Source organism: Paenibacillus tritici (assembly GCF_013204885.1).
Classification (GTDB): domain Bacteria; phylum Bacillota; class Bacilli; order Paenibacillales; family Paenibacillaceae; genus Paenibacillus_AQ; species Paenibacillus_AQ tritici.
This window is the reverse complement of the sequence record NZ_JABMKX010000003.1, coordinates 439,751-461,053: the sequence shown is the minus strand read 5'-3', so window position 1 is coordinate 461,053 and position 21,303 is coordinate 439,751. Positions and strand designations below refer to the sequence as shown.

Genomic DNA, 21,303 nt, shown 5'->3' with positions numbered 1-21,303 from the left:
ATTGATCCCCGGACAGGGGGATAATTCAGTCTGGGATTAGCGTTGTACCGCTCTCAGGCGATAGGTGCAGCTTGCGTAATCGCCGCGCAGGTCGGAGACCACCAGGCCGATTCGCATCAGGCGGTCGCCGCCGAGCGGTGTGCCGCCAAAGGCGGCCCGGAACGGAGCGGCGCTGTCGCCCTCTGCTGTCGCAGAAGCCCCTGCACCGCCGTGGAGATGCTCGCTGCTACCGGCAGCCCCGGTCTCAATTACATAATCCAGCTCAGGGTTCAGTCCCTTGAGCGTAAGACGCGAGATGGGCGGATTAGGGATGGCGAGTACCCGGAAGTAGGCGACGAAGGCTTCCGTCTTGTCCTCGCTGACAAACATCCAGGCCGTTTCACCGCTGCCCTCGAACGGACTCAGCAGGCGGTACATGTCCCCCTGCTGCACCAGGGTGCGGATCTCTTTGTACTGGGCAATCTGCCGGGCCGCCAGATTCTTCTCTGCTTCAGTGAACTTCGTAAGGTCCAGCTCATAGCCGAAGTTACCGCTCATTGCCACATCGCCGCGCATAGCAAGGGAGGTGATACGGTCCACCTGATGATTCGGAACAGCGGACACATGGGCGCCCATGCTGCTGGCCGGATAGACAATACTGGTACCGTATTGAATAGCCAGACGTTCAACCGCATCGGTGTTGTCACTGGTCCAGGTCTGCGGCATGTAGAACAGCATGCCCGGATCGAACCGGCCGCCGCCGCCGGAGCAGCTCTCGAACAGAATGTCAGGGAAGCGCGAGGTCAGGCGCTCCAGGAGATCATACAGACCCAGCATATAGCGGTGGGCGGTTTCTTTTTGCCGCTCAGGGCTGGCTGCGGCTGATGCAATCTCCGTCATATTGCGGTTCATGTCCCACTTGACGTAGCTTATCGGTGCGCTAGAGAAGACGGTGCTCAAGGTCTCATACAGATAGTCGCAGACTTCGGGACGGGAGAGGTCCAGGATAAGCTGGTTACGGCCTTCCGTCCGGCGCCGTCCTTCGGCATGAAGGCACCAGTCCGGGTGCTTGCGGTACAGCTCACTGTCCGGCGAGACCATCTCCGGTTCAACCCATAATCCAAACTTAAGGCCTTCGTGATTGACCCGGCCTGCCAGATCAGCCAGACCTTCAGGCAGCTTGCGGCGGTCCTCGAACCAGTCGCCCAGCGAGCTGTTATCCTTGTCGCGTCTGCCGAACCAGCCATCGTCGAGGACAAAGAGCTCAATACCGAGCGGACCTGCTTCCTTGGCGATGGTCGCAATGGTGTCCGCGTTGAAATTGAAGTAGGTCGCCTCCCAGTTGTTGACCAGAATCGGCCGGGCCTGGTCACGGTGAACACCGCGGCACAGACGGGTCCGGTACAGCCGGTGATAGGTGCGCGACATTCCGCCAATGCCTTCGCTGGAATAGACGAGCACGGCTTCCGGGGTCTGGAAGGACTCTCCCGGCTCCAGCAGCCAGGAGAAGTCGAACGGATTAATCCCGATGCTTACCCGGGTCTGCCCGAACTGCTCCACCTCGGCAGTAGCGCTGAAGCTGCCGCTGTAGACGAGGCTGAAGCCATACACATCGCCCTGGTCTTCATCTGCACCAGAGCGGAGCAGCGCCAGGAACGGATGGGTCTGATGGCTGCTTGAGCCACGGCGGCTCTCGAGTGACAAGGCAGCACCCGGAGTAAGCGGACGGCGCTGAACATGACGTTCTCTGGCCCATGCGCCGCTCAGGTGCAGGCTGTCATAGGAGGAATCGGCGAAATCGACCGATGCGCTAAGGGCCTGCTCCAGCCGCAGCGGCGCTTGACCGTGATGCTCGAAGCGGACGGAACGGGTAACCGCGTTATGGTCAGCGAACACCGTATAGAGCAGTCTGACCGTCAGACCGGCGTAGTCATCCTTCAGAGTAAGCTCCAGTGTCTGTGCTTCTGCTTCACTCTCCGCGTAGACTGCTGGCAGTCCCTCAAGCGCCGGCTTGCCGGGTGTGATTACATAACCTGCATATTGGAGTTCAGAGATCCGTGTGCCGTCAGCAAGCTGAACCTGATAAGCCGGGCGCCGGAAATCGCTCGTCCCGTACTGCGGATACTCCTGGGGCAGGGCATCCAGCGAGAGGGAAGGCTTCGCCAGCACCGGGGTTGGCGAGAAGGAGGCACGTTCGCGCAGCTCAAGTGCCCCGGCCAGGCTGTTATCATGCCGGAGTCTGGCGCCCCAGTAGACATGGGCAGGATAACCTTCGATCAGTTGGATAATGTAGCTGGTGTCTTTGGACTGAAGGTGGAACAGCCCCAGCGATTCGTCTGCATAAATGTTCATATTCATAACTCTCCTTGTGAAGTGAGATACGGCCCGGATGCCTGGACCGTCTGAATCTTCTGTACCGGTGGTACGCATTACATGATTTCTGTGTGTACCGGGCTTTCTGTTACTTCGCTGTCCCGCCGCTGGTCTCCCGGACAATCAGCTTCGTGCCGATGATCGTATGCGACGGGGCCTCGCGCCCTTCGAACCGCTCGGCGAGCAGCTGGACCGCAGCTTTGCCCATCTGCTCGGGATAAGCGCGGACGGTAGTCAACGGGGGCTGCACGTAGGCGGCCATCTCGATATCATCGAAGCCGATGATGGCCATCCCGGCAGGCACCTCTACGCCGTGGTCATGCAGGGCGCGCAGGGCACCGACCGCCAGCGGATCACTGGCCGCGAAGCAGGCCGTGGGCCGCCTTACGCCTGACAGCAGCTCGCTCATCATCCGGTATCCGTCAGCACTGGTCCAGCTTCCCGTACGGATCAGTGCGGGATCGTAACAGCCCTGGCTCTGCATGATGCGGGCGAAATGATGCCTCCGGCGTTCTCCTTCGCTGCCGCCGCCGATGAAGGCGATATCGCGGTGGCCCAGCTCAAGCAGGTGGCCCAGCGCCTGATCAACGGCTTGCCGGAAATGCGTCCGCACGGAGTCATACTCCGGGCGCTCCGTGTATTGATCGACAAGCACGGTGGTGGTGCGGTCTGAATGCAGCTTCTCCAGCTCCCCCGGATGGAAGCCGCCGCCTACGACGATAAGACCATCACCGGCACGGAGCGGGGCGAACGCGGTGCGCCCGCGCAGCGTCTGGCCGAGGCGGATGCCGAGCTCCTCACAGCGCAGCTCTACACCGCGCCGGATCGAGCCGTAATAAGGGTCGTCCCGTTCCTCTTCGGCGGTACACCAGAGCAGGAGAGAGATCGTCTTGCTGCCTAGCTCCGTCTCCCGCTTAAGCTGTCTCACCCGGGAGGGCTTGTAGCCAAGCTGCCCGGCCACGGCGAACACCCGGCTGCGTGTCTCCTCACTGACTGCCAGAGACAGGTCATTATTTAGCACTCTCGATACGGTTGCGGCCGATACGCCGGCCTCACGGGCGATGTCTTTAATCGTTGCCAAGCTGCTCACGCCTTTTTAGTTAATAAATTTACTAAATCTTCGTCTTCATCCTACCATCACTTTAGGGTTCTTTCAAGCAGATTTTGAGGAGCGCTTACATTAAAATGTGCCACCTTTTTATGAAGGTGGTGAGGGGAACCCCTACATGTGGCTAATCTGCTGACATAAGGGCCCCTGAGTCCACAATACACAAGGAAAGTTGGTTTTTTGGCGTTATAGCGTCATCTGAGTCCGGTAGTTGCCACAGCCCGTTATCCAGTTTATATGCAATTAAAAAGAGGCTGCCTATGCAGGCAGCCTTGTCCGCTTTTCCGAGCAGGTAACGTCACCCTGATCCATATCATTCTAAGCTACGCTCACCGAATAAATGCCCCACAATCAGATCCGCGCACTCTTCAGAGGTGTTCTCATGCGTGTTCACCTTGAAGCCATACTCGATGTTACGGGCCATCAGCTTATGCTGCTCCTCCGACTGGCCTTCGCCTCTGTGTTCACGGGCAAGATTGCGCTGGCGGCAAACCTCCAAGGGACAGAACACTTCAACCATGGTTAACGGGTATCCGGCAAAAATACTTTGCACTTGTTCATAATGGGGCGCAAGCCCGGGTCTCTCCACAAGGATGCCATCAATTAGCACATGCTTGCCATGATCAGAGAATAATCTGGCTGTATGATACATCATGATAATAGCTTCACTAAGATACTTCCAGTAATCTTCACGCAAGTAACGTTCTCCGATCGTTTCTTCGAACAGATCATTGGCTACCACATAAAAGAATTCTGGCGATCTCGACTGTATAGCATCTACTATGGAAGTTTTGCCGGAGCTGGTAACTCCGTTTAGAAATACGATTTGCCCTTTGTTCATCTGTATATACTCCCTTTCATTATAAAACTCTCCCCATCCACCAACTCATGTCCCCCGCACATTCCCCGTATCCGCTTCGATCTGCTGCATGTAGTCCCGGGGAGAGAGCCCGGTGACCTTCTTGAATACCTTACTGAAATAAAAGGCGCTCTCGTAGCCCAGCTTCTGCGAGATTTCGTAGATCCGGCCTTCGCCGCGGAGCATCATTTCCTTGGCGGCGGTGATTTTGATCTCTGTGATATACTCAACATAGTTCACTTTGGCGACCTTGGAGAACAGATGGCTCAGGTAGTTGGGGCTGAAGTTGAACACATCCGCCACCTGATGGAGCGAGAGCTTGGTGCCGAGGTTTCTTTTGATATATTCCTGGACATTCTTCACGACCTGTTCCTTGTAGCTCTGTCTGCGGGTCGAGAGAATATCCGCACAGCCGTCCCGGAACTGGATCAGCCAGCCGGTGATCTCTTCGATGGTATGCATCTGATAGATGGCCCGGTAGCCCTCCGGTTCATGCTCGAAGATCTGCTCCACAATGTTCTCCCCGTCCGCGAGCAGAGAGGTCGCCATATACAGAATGTTGCAGGCAGCATCGGTGGCGGGAACCAGCAGGTCGGCCCGTCCGTCGAAGATCTCGATCATTCTGGAGATAATCGTGTAGAGGGCGCGGGTATCCATTTCTTCAAAAGCACGGCGGATCTCCGAACGCGATTCGGAGAAATCAAACAGCAGCTGCTCCTGAAGAGGGGCTTCGCCTTCTGTGAAGAAGACGAACGAACGCTCTCTAACGGCGGCAGGCAGCGCCTTCCGGGCAGCGAGATAACTCTCCCGCAGCAGATAAGGATCTTCCACCGCGAAGCCGATGGCCCCGATGATTGTCACATTGAAATAGTTGTGCAGCACGGAGGCCATATCCGCCAGCAGCTTCTGGATATCCTCCATCCAGAGCTGCGGATCAGTGCCCGGGACAGGCAGGGCCAGCGCGAAGTTGCGCAGATCCAGACTGGTTACATAGCAGGCACTGATGGATGAGAGGGTATCCTTCGCCATCTGTACGGTGCTTGAGCATAAGGCGACCAGCTTATCGCCGCGCGGCGGGACCGTATCCGGTCCGAGAATGCGGCAGGTACAGACCAGATAGGCCGGTTCGGACAGCTCCACCTCCAGATCTTCCTTTTGCAGAAGATACTGGTTTTTGTTCTCGAACAGATTGTTGAACAGGCGGATGAAGAATTTATCGCGCTGGGCCTGAAGATTTCCGCGGTGAACGAGCTTCGGATAGCTGTCGATGGATTGGTAGGCCTCCAGGGTTGCCGTCGCTCTGCGGATCGACTCCGCCAGCGCCTCCGGGGTCAGCTCCAGCTTCACCAGGTAATCCGAAGCCTGGACCTCAATCGCTCCGCGCGCATACTGGAATTCTTCATAGCTGGTCAGCATGATGAACAGCGGGAGCCGGCCGTATTTTTGCCGGACCGAACCGGCGACCTCCAGGCCGCTTTTAATCGGCATTTTGATATCGCTGATGACAATGTCCGGGCGGAGGGTGTCGATCATCTCTTCCTCCTGCGCACCGTTGTGGGCGATGCCGACAATCTCTATGTTGAATTGCTCCCACTTCAGCATGGACTGCAGTCCGATACAGACCAGAGCCTCGTCATCTGCGATTAATAATTTGATCACCGTTCATCACATCCTTGCTCAGATTGCTGTAATATCCTGCTAAATTGCGCACCCGCTGAAACATTACCTGCGAATACAATGCACCACTGCGGCTGTAACGGGCCAAATGTAAGCGAAAAACCGAACACAATGCACCAATGCGGCGGTAATGGGCCGAATGTAAGCGAAAAACCGAACACAATGCACCGCCGCGGCGGTAACGGGCCGAATGTAATCGAAAAACCGAACACATTGCACCACTGCGGCGGTAACGGGCCGAATGTAATCGAAAAACCGAATACAATGCACCACTGCGGCGGTAACGGGCCGAATGTAATCGAAAAACCGAACACATTGTACCGCCGCTGCGGTAACGGGCCTAATGTACGGCTATTCTTCCTGCAAGAAGGGCAGCAGCAGCTTCATAATGGTATAGCGGCCGACCTCGCTCTCAATGGACAAGCCGTACTCCCCGCCAAAAGCGAGCTGCAGCCGTTCATTCACACTGCGTAGCCCGACATTCTCCAGCATTCCCTTGGCTTCGTCCCCGGGGACGGATAGGATGGTTGAGATTTGCTCCTCCTTCATGCCGACACCGTTGTCCTCAACGGTGACAAGAAGGTCAGCGAAGCCGCTTCCCGACACCCTGATGATGATATCGCCTCTGCCCTTGGGCTCAATGCCATGGAAGATCGCATTCTCCACCAGCGGCTGCAGCGTGAAGCGCGGAATAAGCCCGGTCAGCAGCTCCTCCTGCTCAATCTCCTTGACCATGGTAACGGTGCTGCCGTAACGGTATTTTTGAATGAGGAAATAGTCATCAAGCAGGCTCAGCTCATCCTTCAGCGGCATTAACCGCCGGTTGTCCTTGGCAATGCTGCGGAGCAGCCGGGACAGGGAGGTCGTCATCTCCGCGATGCCGGTAGCATTCTGGATCGTCGCCATCCATTTGATCGAATTCAGGGTATTGTACAGGAAATGCGGATTAATCTGATTCTGGAGCATCCGGTATTCCAGCTCCTGCTTCTGCTTCTCGTCCGCCAGCCGGCTGTCCATAAGGGCCACGATATCCTGGGACAGGCGGTTAATACCCCGTCCGACATCGCCAAGCTCGCTGTTCCATTCAATATTGCGGTCCAGCAGGAAGTTGCCCTGGGCAATTTTGTCCATGCGCTTCTTCAGCTTCTCTACCGGGAGGCTGATCGTGCGGGTCAGATATACCGTAATGATAGCGCTTAAGACAAGAACGAGCAGACAGACGCTGAGCAGGACCAGAATCCATATATTTGATTTGGGCGCGAACTGGTCGTTCGATAGAGTCTGCGAGAGCATGACTCCGCTCCGTACGGGATAGGATACCACGATATGGCGTTCTGGCTCATCGCTGAGTTTAACCATAGACAGCTCGGTATCCGGTCCGACAGGCTTGTCATTGGTGTAAGCCACCGGTTCATACGGCCCGTCTATAGCATTCACCTGATCGCCGGTAAGCTGATAATGATGACCGCCGAGCGTAAGCAGCAGCCGGGAGTGCTCCGGCAAGGAATATCCTTTGAGCTTATCGGTGATGACTGAGGTACTCGCGAGCAGGTAGACCGTTCCGACCCGGGTGGCCCCCCGGCCATAGATCGGGAACACGAAGGGGATACCATAGGAATTGGAGAGCGGGTCCTTAATCACCCGGTCCCATTGTTCTTCAGCATCATTCGTAAGGCCGGTAACCTGGCCGATATTGTGGATCGTAAGCGGAATCGAAGTGCCGAAATTCTCAACCTGCAGAAACTTTCCGCTGTTATCCGTAGCAATCAGGCGGCGTACATAGCTATAGGAACGGTTGATCCGCAGATCCTCCTGCATGGCGTTGAAGACGTTGACCGCTTGCTTGGGACTAGACTCCGCCGAACCGAAGTATTCCGTAAGCAGAGTGTTCGTAGAAGAGTTGGTGCTGCTGGTCATCGCCAGCGTAGTCAGGTTGATCAGGTCCTGTTCAATAATATGGGAGACGAGCTGCAGGTTGAACTCGGTCGCCTGGATCGTGGTTTTGCGCTGATAATAAGTAATCAATTCATAGCTGAAAAAAGACAGCAGCGACGCAATCAGCAGGGCAAAGGCGGTCATGAGCAGGATGATGCGGCTTTTAATAGTAGATTTTCTTACCGTCGTGAACACTCCTTTAGGATAGGTGAAGAGTTATAAAGCGTTTTCACATACCATAGCATATTCCTGTGTTTCAATATAGAGTAAGGCGGATAAGCTGAGAATTTTACAGGTTTCGGATAAGAAATTACAGGTTTACAGCGGGCAGAGGAGCGAACAACACAGAAAAGTGAATGAACTGTGTTCGATATTGCATCCCAATCCGCTCTGAAAAGGCTTACACTTTGAACTGAGGCCGGGGGAACATGTGCCGGTCACTGATAGACCATTAGAGGATAAAGGGGATATTTGAATGAACTTGAAAAGATTCTACGGCATGACCCTTGCCACTGCGCTCTCCGTGAGCATGCTGGCCGGATGCTCCGGCAATAACAGCAATAAAGAGGCTGCTGCCACCAACGCACCCGCTTCGGGCAACGCTGCAACCGCTTCCGCTGAACCGGGCAAGGACCCTGTGACGCTGAAATGGGCACTGTGGGACTGGGAAGCCACTGCGTACTACAAGCCGCTGATTGATGCCTATAAAGCTGCACATCCGAACGTAACCATCGAATATGTCGATCTAGGCTCCACGGACTATATGACGATGCTCAGCACACAGCTCTCCGGCGGAGCGGACCTGGACGTTCTTACAATTAAAGATATTCCCGGCTACTCGAACCTGGTGAAGCAGAATCATCTGGAGCCGCTGAAGACCTACATGGGTGACAAATCCATTGATCCTTCCCTATATGGCGGCACCGTTGAACAGATTGAAGTGGGCGGCGAGGTGTATGCGCTTCCGTTCCGCAGTGACTTCTGGCTGGTCTACTACAACAAGGCCCTGTTTGACAAAGCGGGCGTGGACTATCCAAGCAACGACATGACCTTCGACCAATATGATGAGCTGGCCCGCAAGATGACCTCCGGCAGCGGTTCGGAAAAAGTATACGGTGCCCACTACCATACTTGGCGGAGCGCAGTTCAATTGTTCGGGATTCTGGACGGCAAGAACACCGTGGTCGGCGGTAATTATGATTTCCTGAAGCCTACCTATGAGCGGATTCTGAAAGAGCAGGAAGACGGCATCGTCATGGATTATGCGACCCTGAAGACCTCCAGCACGCATTACTCCGGCGTATTCTACAACAACTCCGTAGCCATGATGAACATGGGCAGCTGGTTCATCGCCACCCAGATTGAGAAGGTGAAGAGCGGCGAATCCCAATCTGCGGAATGGGGCATCGTGAAATACCCTCATCCTGACGGCGTTGAAGCCGGAACTACGCTGGGAACGATTACTTCCCTGGCTGTTAACCAGAAGTCCAAACACAAAGAAGCAGCGCTTGACTTCATGAACTTCGTAACCGGGGCAGAAGGCGCCAAGGTGATTGCTTCTACCGGTACGATTCCTGCGATCAAGAATGATGAGGTTATCAATTCTATCACTTCCATCGACGGCTTCCCGGCTGACGAGAACAGCAAGGCTGCTTTGAATACCGTTCAGACTTATCTGGAAATGCCGATTCACGAGAAGAGTGCAGACATCGAGGTTATTCTGAATGAGGCACATGATAACATCATGACCAAGAACGCTTCGATTGATGAAGGTCTGAAGGATATGAATGACCGTGTGGGCCAGCTTTTGAACAATTAATTAGACAGAGAACGTTAGAATCCCGGAGGGCGGGCACTGCCCGCCTTCTATATAAGAAGAGTATAAATAGAAGAGCATAAATAGAAGAACAGCCTAGCACCAGAATAGGTTTGGAGTTAATTCCTACTTTGCGGGGATGTTATATAAGGTTTGGAGGAGAACAAATGCAGAACGAAACCCTATTGCGTACAAATAAGAGCCCAAAAAGCCGGTTGTCGCGCGGCCTCCGGGATAACCTGGTCGCTTACAGCTTTATTGCGCCGAACTTTATCGGATTTGCCCTGTTCACACTGGTGCCCATGATCTTTGCCTTTATTCTTGCCTTTGTGAAATGGGACGGGGCCAATCCGATGAAGTTCATCGGGCTGGACAATTTCACCCGGCTGATCTCAGACACCACCTTCCACAAAGCGTTGTGGAACACGATTGTGTACACCATCGGAGTTGTCCCGCTAACCATGATTGTAGCGCTGGCTCTGGCCATTCTGCTGAACCAGAAGATTATGGGCCGTAATTTCATGAGAACGGTCTTCTTCTTCCCCTATGTGGCTTCCCTGGTAGCCGTTGCGGCGGTATGGAACTTCATCTTCAGCCCGACCATGGGTCCGATCAACAACATTCTGCATACCCTGACCGGTATTCCGCTGGAGGACCTGCCCCGCTGGGCGGCAGATAAGCAGTGGGCGATGTTTACGGTAGTTCTTTTCACGGTGTGGAAAAATATGGGTTACTATATGGTCATCTATCTGGCTGGCCTCCAGGGGATCAACCCTGAGCTGTATGAGGCGGCTGAGCTGGACGGTGCAGGCCCGTGGAGAAGGTTCCGCAATGTGACTGTGCCGCAGCTGGCACCGACCACCTTCTTTGTTCTGATGATTCTGGTCATCAACTCGTTCAAGGTCTACGATATCTTTATCAACCTGTTTGCCGGCGCCGATAACCAGCTAAATAACTCTACCAGGGTTATGGTCTATCAAATCTACAATACGGCGTTCCGCTCGCTTGATTACGGATATGCCAGTGCCATGGCGATTGTACTCTTTCTGCTGGTACTTGGCATCACCATCGTCCAGTTCCGCGGCGAGAAGAAATACGGACAATAGGGGGATCTATAAGATATGGTTGGTAAAAGTAAAGGACTTAGAATCAGCTTAATGGTGCTTGTATATGCCCTGTTAATTCTGACCGTGCTGGCGATGCTGGTACCGTATATCTGGATGCTGTCGTCTTCGCTCAAGCTGAACAAGGATGTCTTCTCCTTCCCGATGCAGTGGATTCCGGCGAATCCGCGCTGGGAGAACTTCGCGGATATCTGGACACGGATTCCACTCGGACGCTTCATCTACAATACAGCGAAATTATCGATTATTGTTACCATTCTGCAACTGCTGACTTCCAGCTTCGCGGCGTATGCGTTCTCCAAGCTGCATTTTCGGGGCAAAAATGTAATCTTCCTGGGATACATCGCAACCATCGCGATTCCTTGGCAGGCCTATATGGTGCCGCAATTCATTCTGATGCGCTACATGGGGCTGAATAATACTCACCTGGCAATCATTCTGCTGCAAGCCTTCTCGGCTTTCGGCGTGTTCATGATGCGTCAATTCTATCAGGGCGTACCTGATGAATTGTGTGAAGCCGCCCGGATCGACGGGCTCAGCGAATACGGAATCTGGGCAAGAATCATGCTGCCGCTGTCCAAGCCGGCCTTGTCCACACTCACCATTTTCACCTTCGTGGCGACCTGGAATGACTTCCTGGGGCCAATGATCTACCTGACAGACACGAAGCTCAAGACCATCCAGATCGGTCTGCGCATGTTCATCTCCCAGTATTCTGCCGAGTACGGGCTGATCATGGCGGCGAGTGTAGTGTCCATCATTCCGGTAGTGATTGTCTTCCTGGCGCTTCAGAAGTACTTCGTGCAGGGCGTGGCCGCATCGGGGATTAAAGGGTAGAAGAGTCTGATTAGAAATATATAGATTGTACTTATATTTTTTACTAGGGATTGCCGTGACTCCAGAGAATGTTTGGCCCTCCGGCCGCTGTGTGCTTAACTGCACTCTGTTGGTACAACTAAACTAACTTCTGTGAATAGGGTCAGACCCTGGAGGTTCCGTAAAAGGAAACTATACCGGCCAGTCGACCGGCCAGACGAGTTTGCTCCTAACGGACCTGAGAGACTCTATTCCCTGGAAAACGCCACTTTTGGCGGTTTAACGGACTGAGGAGCCCTTATCGTCTCTCTACGAGATGTTTAGAGCAGAGATTCCAAGAATAAAGTCCATGGGGTCCGTTACGCCGGGCCAAACGCCCCAAATGGACAAACTCCCGTCTTCGTCTGGGAATGGCACCTGAAGGGGTTGACTCCACTCCTTGGCTCCACTTCTGTAGTCCTTCAGGCATCATAGCGCCTCATCCACCCGTTTAAATCTGACGTTGTACTGGTTAGAGTAACAGCCTGGCAGTTGCAGCTTTTCGCAGTCTGCCAGGTATTTTTATATCCGCATTGTGAATTTAGACGAAGGTCTGCCCAAGTCAATCATTCTTCTAACGACTTGCTGAATACGCTTACTTAAATGAGAAGAGGAGGATTAATGAATGAACAGAAAGAACCGCGTTAACAAAAGGCTATTCTCCGTGCTGATGTCCGCTACACTCGTAGCCGGGATGTTCCCTGCCCTCGGTCTGCCGTCGGCATCGGCGGCTGCCGACGATACGGTCTATGCTGCGGCTTATATGGGCACTAAGACTACCGCAGGTACGACACTTCCGGCAAGCATCGAGATTGCAGGTCAGGCTGCGGCGGTGAACTGGAACATCGGCGAAGATACCTTCGATGTACCGTATGACACCGTGACAGTCACTGGAAATGCAAACGGCGGTCCGGTCACGGCAAGTGTGGAGGTGGTTCCGCCAGCCAGCAGTCCGCTAGTCTACTTTGTGGACAGCGGCAGAGGGGGCGATTCTTTTGGCAATGGTCCTTCTGCTTCACCTCTATACGAAGCGGTCAGAACACTGACCGGCAGTGAGCTGCTTAACCCGTCACCGGACCAGAGGTATGTCGCCGGTACCACAGACTGGGGATTCGATGATTCCATTCATAAAGTGAAAAATTCCAAGAACGGTAATCTTACCGATCCTGCCGCTGATCCAAGCCTATGGGTTGTCGGGCTGCGCGCAGACCCTGCCAGTAATGATATTATCTATAAATTGAAAGCGCTTCAGTCTGGGACCTATACGCTTAGCAGCGGTTTTTATGAATGGTATTCCGGTACCCGTAATCGTGTAATACAGCCCCGGCTGGAATATCAGAATAGCACCGGGGAAACTAAGACGATCCCGTTTGCTCAGTTCAACACGAATAGCACGAAATTTATTTCCGGTGAATTTACCATTCCCGGAGATATTGATACCAGCAGTCCGATGACGCTGACCTATGCTTATGTCTCCGGGGAGAAGCCGATCCTTAGCTGGTTTGCTGTTGCCAGGGGCGCGATCAAGCAAGAGATGGATGACGCCCGCCAGACCGCAGCTTTTACAACCAAGATTCTGCTCGATGGGAACGATATCCGGCCGGATAATGTCAACGGACTGACCTTCAAGGGGTTCGGTGTACTCAGCGGCAACAGCACAAGTTCCCTGCTGATGGACTATAAGTCAGAGCAGCCGGAGGCTTATGCCCAAATGCTGAAGATCCTGTTCGGCGGCGACCGCCCGCTAATCGACCATGTCAAGATTGAAATGGGCAATGACCGCAATAACTCTACCGGTCCTGACCCTTCAACGATGCGCACGGAGGATGAAGAGGCTAATGTAGCCCGGCATCCCGGCTTCCAGCTTGCGGCGGATGCCAAAGCTATTAATCCGGCGGTCAAGGTGAGCTTTCTGCGCTGGAATGCTCCAGCCTGGGCTAACAATAACGACAAGATTTATACCTGGTACAAAAACACCATTCTGGCCGCATACCGTGAATATGGCTATATGGTGGATTATGTGAATCCCCATATTAATGAGCACGCGCCGGATCTGGCCTGGACGAAGCAGTATGGCGAGAGGGTCAAGGGGGATGCTGAGGGCTTCAAAAACGATCAGGAGAAAGAGCTGTACCACAGTATCCAGCTGGTGATTTCCGACGAGGTCGGCATCGGCTCCTTCGGGGATGCCATGGTGAGCGATCTGTCGCTGCGTGAGGCGGTAGCTGCTGCCGGATTCCATTACAATACCGATGACGACAGCAAAGGCAATTTCAAACGGCTGGCCGATGAATTCGACAAGGAAATCTGGAACAGCGAGGCGCAGGCTACCTTCAGTAACTCGGCCTTCCGCCCCAATAATAATATGAAGGACCCGTCAGTGGCAGGGACAGGAATTGGCGGTACCGGCGGGCCGCTGGAGATGGGCAATACCATTATCAAGGGCTTCGTGAATTCCCGGCGGACGCATTTCATCTATCAGCCGGCGATTGGCTCCTTCTATGAAGGTGGACAATACTCCTTCAAAGAGCTGCTCAGTGCGCGTGACCCGTGGTCGGGCTTCATTCATTATGATGCGGGGCTGGTCATTCTGAAGCATTTTAACGGGTTCGCCAAAACCGGCTGGGAGAATGAAGACAATACGGCTGGCATCTGGAGAGCCGTTCCCGAGGCCAGCTACACCGGGGCAACGGGTACGAATCCGGTCAGCGGACGTAACGGCACTCCGAGCTACATGACGCTTGCCGCTCCTGACAAGCAGGATTTCTCGACCGTGATCATCAATGACAGCCAGTATGAGAAGATCTACAAGCTCCAGGCCGTGAACATGGGCTATACCGGAAATCCTTCGCTGGAGGTGTGGGAGACCCGTGCGGCTGACACAGGTCAGGCTTTTAACAGCAATTATATGAAGCCCCTTGGTGATGCCCACGCCGATGGCAGCGGCTTGTATACCGTACGTGTGAAGCCGTTCTCGATTGTAACCGTAACCACACTGGATAACCGCACGAATGAAGAGTTCGTTACGCCGCTTCCGGTTGAAGGAGAACGTACGGTGCTTGACACCGATGCTACCGGGTCCGTACAGAATACGGAGGATCAGATGCTGTATGCGGATGACTTCAATTATGGGGACAAAACCGTTCCCGTTATCGGAGAGGGCGGCACAATTACAGGCGTAGAGAGCTATGTTCGCTCACGCGGCGGGCCGCAGAGTGTAATTCCGCGCTATACCCAGGATCTCAACGGCGCGTTCGAGGGGTATCTGGTTAACGGCACGGATAACTATGTGCTGCGGCAACAGCTGGACCAGGTAACTACCGGCGTGGGCGGTGCCTGGAACGGCGGAGATCCGGTCACCGTAATCGGCGATTACCGCTGGACCAACTATAAGGCCAGCGCCGATGTGTCTTTTGAACAGAACAGTACGTATGGCGGGAACAATTACGCAGCGATTGGAGCCAGATATCAAGGCGGCCCGCAGACAATTAACGGTACTCCTTATGCGCTTAAGTTCTGGTTCGATGGCGGTTGGCAGCTGCTGTCCAGTGGCGCCGTTGTAGCCAGCGGCAATGCAGCCACCGGCACTGGCTCCGGCGGCGTGAAGATTGACGGATTTGACACCGCACATGATGCTTGGCATAACCTTGCCATCGAGGTTGCCGGTGACAAGATTACCGCCTATCTGGATGATGTTAAGCTTGCGGCATACACCGACCCGAATCCGAAGCTGTCCGGACGCGTGCAGCTCGCGAGCGGCTTCTACCATGTCCGCTTCGACAATCTGAAGGTGGAGAAGGTGGAGGGATATACGCCTTATTATTCAGAGCAGCTGGATAATCTGGAGATGGCTGATCTGGCGCAGGCACCAGCGGCGAAGCTGGAATACGAGGGTGCCTGGGCCCATGAGAATGGAAAAGGCATGTATGTATATCAGCGGTCCCTGTCTACCAGCCAGGGTGCGGGTGCGGTGCTGAAGTATACTTTTAACGGCACGGGACTTGATATTCTGGGGCCGAACGACGGCTCGGCCAAGCTGGAAGCTGTAGTGGACGGGGAGACCCAAGTGGTCTCGGGCAGTACGGCGGCAGCGAGGGAGCTGTATCAGGCCTTCACGCTGCGCGGGCTGAAATACGGTGAGCATACCGTCCAGATCAAGGTGCTGAGCGGAACCCTGGCCGTTGATTCCGTAGCGGTCATCGGCGGGGAAGGGGCTGGCAGCCCGGATACGGCGGGGCTTCAGCAGGCGGTGAATGCTGCGCTGGAGATCAGCAGAGAGGACGATTTCCCCGAGAAGGACTGGAATACCTTCGTTCATGCACTGGGCGCAGCCCAGGCAGCACTAAGTGATCCGGTTCTGAACAGATTGGACCAGGAAGGGGCTGCGCAGCTTGAAGCACGCCTGACGTTCGCCCGGAATATGCTGACTACGGGAGATGTGAGAGAGCTTGCGGCTATTCCGGACAGGGCGACCTATGTAGGGAGATTGCCGGAGCTTCCCGCCACCGTGGAAGCCACACGTGCAGACGGTACGAAATTACAGGTGGCTGTGAAGTGGAATCTGGAAGCGGTCAGCTTCAACAATCCTTTTGAAAGGGTGGCTATAACCGGCTCCTACGGAAGCTTGAAGACCACGGCTTATGTGGAGGTGGTGCCACAAGGGCTTGTGTACTTCCTGGACCCTGGAGTCCCAGCGGACGGCGACACCCCGCCATTTACGACGATTAAGAATTTCGCAGGTGAAGGCCTGTTGAATAACAAAGCAGACCAGCTGTCGGCAGAGGACACGGTATGGGGACATACCAACACGGGGGCGAACTATAACCCTAAGGGGCTGGGCGGTGCTGTAGTCACTACCGATAAGGCCCAGACAGGGGTATACAGCTCGAATACGAAGAATACGCCGCTCGTCTACAATCTGCCGCTCTCTGCGGGCCCATACACGATTACTTCCTACCATCTGGACTGGTGGAACAATGCCAGCCGGACCATGGATATTACACTCAGCTATGTGGATGCCGAGGGGAAGGTCGTGAATGAGACCGTTAAGACCGGCTTGGTTGCAGGCCCGAATGGGGTCATGGTTCAGCATGATTTCACGCTGCCGGTCAGCGGTACGGTGAAATATTCGGTGAATAATACGTTCAGTCAGGCTCCGCTAATCAGCTATCTGGCGGTAGCCAGAGATAAGTCCAGTGTGGAGAATGAGCAGGCTGTCACTGAGGCGAAGAGCATCCTTGAAGGCGCGAAGTACAGCGTGAAGAAGGAGACAGCGGGAAGTGTAGAGGCTGTACGGATCTGGCTGGCGCAGACCATCGGCGGATTGCCGGGCTTCAAGGGCACCGGGGTTACCCTGGGGGACATTACCTTGTCTGCATTCCGGGGAGCAACGGAGGACACAGAGGGCAGCTTCACTTTCTCGGTAACCTTAAGCAAGGGAGAAGCATCGGCAGAAGGTACTGCCAGCGGTACAATCACGCTACCGGTACCGGATAGGGTTCCGCCGGTGATTACCCTGAATGGTGAGACGACAGTTAATCTACCGGTTGGTGCGGAATACACCGATGCGGGAGCTACCGCCAATGATGATCAGGACGGAGATATAACGGACCGTATTTCGACAACGGTCACCAGCGAAGTGTATGGCTTGACGGAGCTGGATACTTCCAAGGTTGATATCTATACCATCCATTATAATGTCAGTGATAAGGCGGGCAACGCGGCTGCTGAAGTGACAAGACGGGTAGTGGTTGCGCTCGATCCGGATGTAACGAAGCCGGTAATTACCTTGCTTGGTGAAGCATCCGTTCAATTGGAAAAAGGTGCAAGCTATACGGATGCCGGAGCTACAGCGGCAGATGACCGGGACGGCGATATTACAGACCGTATCGTTGTAACGATTACGCAGGATGGGGAGACCGTGCTGACGCTGGATACTTCAGCAGCAGGCAGCTATGTGTATCATTATAATGTGACTGATACAGCTGGCAATGCGGCTGCTGAGGTGACAAGAACAGTCACTGTAAAAGAAGAGGAGCTGCCGCCGGAAGTGACTCCGACTCCGACACCAACTCCGACGCCAACTCCGGTGCCGACAGCAACGCCTGCTCCTGCGGAAGTGCCAGTATGGACACCGGCACCGGCACCGGCTGCAACGCCAGCTGTAGCCCCGTCATCTTCACCGCAGACGGAGAAGGTTCTTGCACCGGCAGATTTCCCGGCACCGGCTGGCGGAGTTATAACCGTTCAGCTTAGCGATGCTATAGCATCCGTGCTGCTTCCGGCAGATGTATCAGGAATAACAGGAGAGAATACCCTGCGTCTTGCCTGGAACTCAGTTGCCGTTGAACTGAGTCCGCAAGTGCTGAAGAGCATCCGGGAGAAGGCTGCCGTTGCTGGAAGACAGCCGGAAGGATCGGCGCTCAGGCTCTCTGCCGTGAAGACAGCGAGAGCTGCTGCGGAGCAGATCATAAATAACCCGGCGGTCAATGGGGCCGTTCAGTTAACGGCGGCAAGTGATGTGATCCGCTTCAGCCTGGAGCTTGTGGCTGCGGACGGCACTGCCGTACCGGTCACAACGTTTAACCAGCCGCTGACGCTTACCTTCACGGTTGATCCTAATGCTAACCGCAGCTTACTCGGCCTCTACTATATTGCTGCCAACGGGGCCGTGGAATACATGGGCGGCACGCTGACAGACGGTAAACTTACCGCTGGTGTGCAGCATTTCAGCCAGTATGCGGTGCTGGAGTATGACAAGACATTCTCGGATGTCAGCGGCAATAGCTGGGCCAGCGGTGTTATTAAGTCTATGGCTGCGAAGCATATCATCGAAGGGATTTCCAGCAGCGAGTTCCAGCCGCAAGGAGAAGTCACAAGGGCGCAATTCGCCGCGATGATTACACGTGCGCTTGGCCTTAAGTCGGCAAGCCCATCCGCATTTGCCGATGTGGACGCCAAGTCCTGGTACGCTGAAGCTGTGGCGGCAGTGAAAGAAGCGGGCATCGTGCACGGACGCAGTAAGGATGCCTTCGCTCCGAATGAACGCATTACCCGCGAGGAGATGGCGGTCATGATCGTCCGTGCGTACGAACACTTGAAGGGAAGCAAGAACAGCAGTGAATCCGCTGCCAGCTCGTTCAGTGACTATTCCCGGATTCAGGGTTGGGCGAAGAACGCTGCCGTTACCGCTGAACAGGCGGGCCTGATCCAAGGACGCGGCAACCAGCAATTCGCGCCGCAGGAGACCATGACCCGCGCCGAAAGTGCGCAAGTCATCGCTAATTTGCTGGGGCCATAGGTAAGCTGGAGATGTAAGCTTCAACTCTAAGTTACCGGCTTAACTCCAAACTAACTATAAGTCAAATAGAGCAGCGGTTCTCCAGTATAGGGGAACCGCTGCTCTTCGTAAACATACTGAAATGAAAGGGATAAGTCCCTCTGAATCCGCCGAAAGTGGGCTATACGTGGAAATGAGAGGGATGACTCCCTCCGAATCCGCCGAATATGGGCTACAGGTGGAAATGAAGGGGATAAATCCCTCTGAATGCTTCGAAAGTGGGCTACAGGTGAAAATGAAAGGGATAAGTCCCTCTGAATCCGCCGAAAGTGGGCTACGCGTGGAAATGAAAGGGATAAGTCCCTCTGAATCCGCCGAAAGTGGGCTACGCGTGGAAATGAAAGGGATAAATCCCTCTGAATCCGCCGAAAGTGGGCTACGCGTGGAAATGAAAGGGATAAGTCCCTCTGAATCCGCCGAAAGTGGGCTACGCGTGGAAATGAAAGGGATAAATCCCTCTGAATCCGCCGAAAGTGGGCTACGGGTGAAAATGAAAGGGATAAATCCCTCTGAACCCGCCGAAAGTGGGCTACACGTGGAAATGAAAGGGATAAGTCCCTCTGAATCCGCCGAAAGTGGGCTACGCGTGGAAATGAAAGGGATAAATCCCTCTGAATCCGCCGAAAGTGGCGCGTGGAAATGAAAGGGATAAGTCCCTCTGAATCCGCCGAAAATGGGCTACACGTAGAAATGAGAGGGAGGAGCAAAAGTGCACCTCATTCCGCCAAAAGCGGGCAGCAGTCGTGAAGGAGGAGCAAAAGTGCACCTCATTCCGCCGAAAGTGGTCAGCGGTCGGTAAGAAGGAGCAAAAGTGCACCTCATTCCGCCGAAAGTGGTCAGCGGTCGGTAAGGAGGAGCAAAAGTGCACCACATTCTGCCAAAAATGAGCAGCAGTCGTGAAGGAGGAGCGGTTGCTTGAAGGTTGGACATACTGTCGATTAATCCGGTTGATCGCAATGGAAAAAATGAGCTGTCTCCAAGCCAGCTTCGACTGGAAGAGACAGCTCATCTTTAACGCTCAATGATCAATAGGATGGCTGCCATGATGCTATTAGGATTGGTTGCGATAACCGGAAATAACATTTCTGACTTGGATATTATCGGTGCTTTCGGGACTCATCGGAATAGCGGGCAGGACCCTTGCGGTTGTCAGGTCAATTGGACGAACCGTTTTAGTTTGTCCCACGTAGACCTTGGTATCCGAGGAGAACGCCAGATCTCCTACATAAGGAAACCTGACTAACGGGAAATTGATACCGGTTAGAGTGTAGAGTTGCACCGCAGCGATCGGTGTAGTTGTGGGCTGAATGGTGACGCCAACATATATTTGCATACGCGAATAACGGATTTTATCCTGCCCCTTGTAGCTGGGGATATCTGCATAATCATCGAAGGTTATGTTTCCATCTTCATCAACGGCAAGGTTAATGATTTGTTTGATAATGCTTTTTCCTTCGTCCGTGGTGCAAAGTAACATTTTGTTGTCCAGGTAGACGCCGGATACTGTATTGTCCAGCAAACTTGACGTAACCGGCTTGCCAATTTGTTCATCAGTGTGAACCAGCATGCCGGAATTTCCCAGCGTGATTTGGGTGTGCCCATCCGGGTGAACGGTCAGGGGATTAAGGCCCTCGTAAAAGGTAAGCTCCATTTCCTTGCCATACGGGTAAGCGATGTGATCCTCAAAGGAAATGGCGACAACGTAATCTTTACCATCGGCAACCTTGCAGGCAACATAGATAAAGTTGCTGTTCTCATTACTCGCAAAGGCAAAAGGCTTGCCTGGGCCCACATCCACATCTTTTATAACATCATTCGTGAGGGTATCAACAATCACAACTGTTTTTTCACCGGAATTGGCTATATACAGTTTACCGCCCAAAGGAGAAGCGAAGATAGCAACAGGGTAAGAATCATTTGATTGGCCCACGCGAAAGCTAGTCAGAACGTCAAGTGTACTCGTATCAACGACGGTGACCGAGCTGCCCTTGCTGCTCAGCACGTAAAGTCTCTTTTCTTCTATATCCAGACACATAGGGCCAGGATCGAAGCCCACGGTAATAGTTCGGATAATCTCATCGTGAACAGGATCAATAACGGCAACATACCCGGCAACATAATCATATACATAACTAACATAGACGTAAGGATAACCTGAGGATAAAGTTCTATCTCTGTTTGCCGTTGCCTTGTTAGGATTCATGAATGATAACCCCCTTCATAGGCTCTACCTGATGG

General features: G+C 53.9%; 11 protein-coding genes. 5 read left to right on the top strand and 6 right to left on the bottom strand.

The window, feature by feature from the left end; translation table 11 throughout:
- Positions 1–36 precede the first annotated feature (36 nt).
- The 5 genes from HQN87_RS07425 to HQN87_RS07405 form a co-directional block, all read right to left on the bottom strand.
- Complete coding sequence (locus tag HQN87_RS07425; protein WP_173129992.1) at positions 37–2,331, bottom strand: alpha-galactosidase; 2,295 nt, start codon at positions 2,329–2,331, stop codon at positions 37–39.
- 109 nt (positions 2,332–2,440) lie between these two features.
- On the bottom strand, positions 2,441–3,433 hold the full coding sequence (locus HQN87_RS07420; RefSeq protein WP_173129990.1) for a LacI family DNA-binding transcriptional regulator: 993 nt from the start codon (positions 3,431–3,433) through the stop codon (positions 2,441–2,443).
- A 340-nt stretch (positions 3,434–3,773) separates the two neighbouring features.
- Positions 3,774–4,301 (bottom strand): phosphotransferase-like protein, encoded by a 528-nt coding sequence (locus tag HQN87_RS07415; RefSeq protein WP_173129987.1) that lies wholly within the window; start codon positions 4,299–4,301, stop codon positions 3,774–3,776.
- A 45-nt stretch (positions 4,302–4,346) separates the two neighbouring features.
- Positions 4,347–5,978 (bottom strand): helix-turn-helix domain-containing protein, encoded by a 1,632-nt coding sequence (locus tag HQN87_RS32950; protein WP_173129984.1) that lies wholly within the window; start codon positions 5,976–5,978, stop codon positions 4,347–4,349.
- A 369-nt stretch (positions 5,979–6,347) separates the two neighbouring features.
- Entirely contained in the window at positions 6,348–8,075 is a 1,728-nt protein-coding gene (locus HQN87_RS07405; protein WP_173130198.1) for a sensor histidine kinase, read from the bottom strand.
- A 331-nt stretch (positions 8,076–8,406) separates the two neighbouring features.
- On the opposite strand from HQN87_RS07405, the gene HQN87_RS07400 reads away from it, so the two are divergent.
- The 5 genes from HQN87_RS07400 to HQN87_RS07380 all read left to right on the top strand — a co-directional run bounded on the left by HQN87_RS07400 (position 8,407) and on the right by HQN87_RS07380 (position 19,708).
- Positions 8,407–9,750: an ABC transporter substrate-binding protein gene (locus tag HQN87_RS07400; protein WP_173129981.1), complete on the top strand. Its 1,344-nt coding sequence runs from the start codon at positions 8,407–8,409 to the stop codon at positions 9,748–9,750.
- Between the two features lie 164 nt (positions 9,751–9,914).
- Positions 9,915–10,853 carry a carbohydrate ABC transporter permease gene (locus HQN87_RS07395; RefSeq protein WP_173129978.1) on the top strand — a complete coding sequence of 313 codons (939 nt, stop codon included), beginning with the start codon at positions 9,915–9,917 and terminating at the stop codon, positions 10,851–10,853.
- A 15-nt stretch (positions 10,854–10,868) separates the two neighbouring features.
- On the top strand, positions 10,869–11,708 hold the full coding sequence (locus HQN87_RS07390; protein WP_173129975.1) for a carbohydrate ABC transporter permease: 840 nt from the start codon (positions 10,869–10,871) through the stop codon (positions 11,706–11,708).
- Between the two features lie 643 nt (positions 11,709–12,351).
- Entirely contained in the window at positions 12,352–19,026 is a 6,675-nt protein-coding gene (locus HQN87_RS07385) for an S-layer homology domain-containing protein (RefSeq protein ID WP_173129972.1), read from the top strand.
- A gap of 166 nt (positions 19,027–19,192) precedes the next feature.
- Positions 19,193–19,708: a hypothetical protein gene (locus tag HQN87_RS07380; RefSeq protein WP_173129969.1), complete on the top strand. Its 516-nt coding sequence runs from the start codon at positions 19,193–19,195 to the stop codon at positions 19,706–19,708.
- A 408-nt stretch (positions 19,709–20,116) separates the two neighbouring features.
- Here the strand turns inward: HQN87_RS07380 and HQN87_RS07375 are convergent, their stop codons facing one another.
- Positions 20,117–21,268, bottom strand: coding sequence for a YncE family protein (locus HQN87_RS07375; RefSeq protein ID WP_173129966.1), 1,152 nt, complete (start codon positions 21,266–21,268; stop codon positions 20,117–20,119).
- Positions 21,269–21,303: the final 35 nt, after the last annotated feature.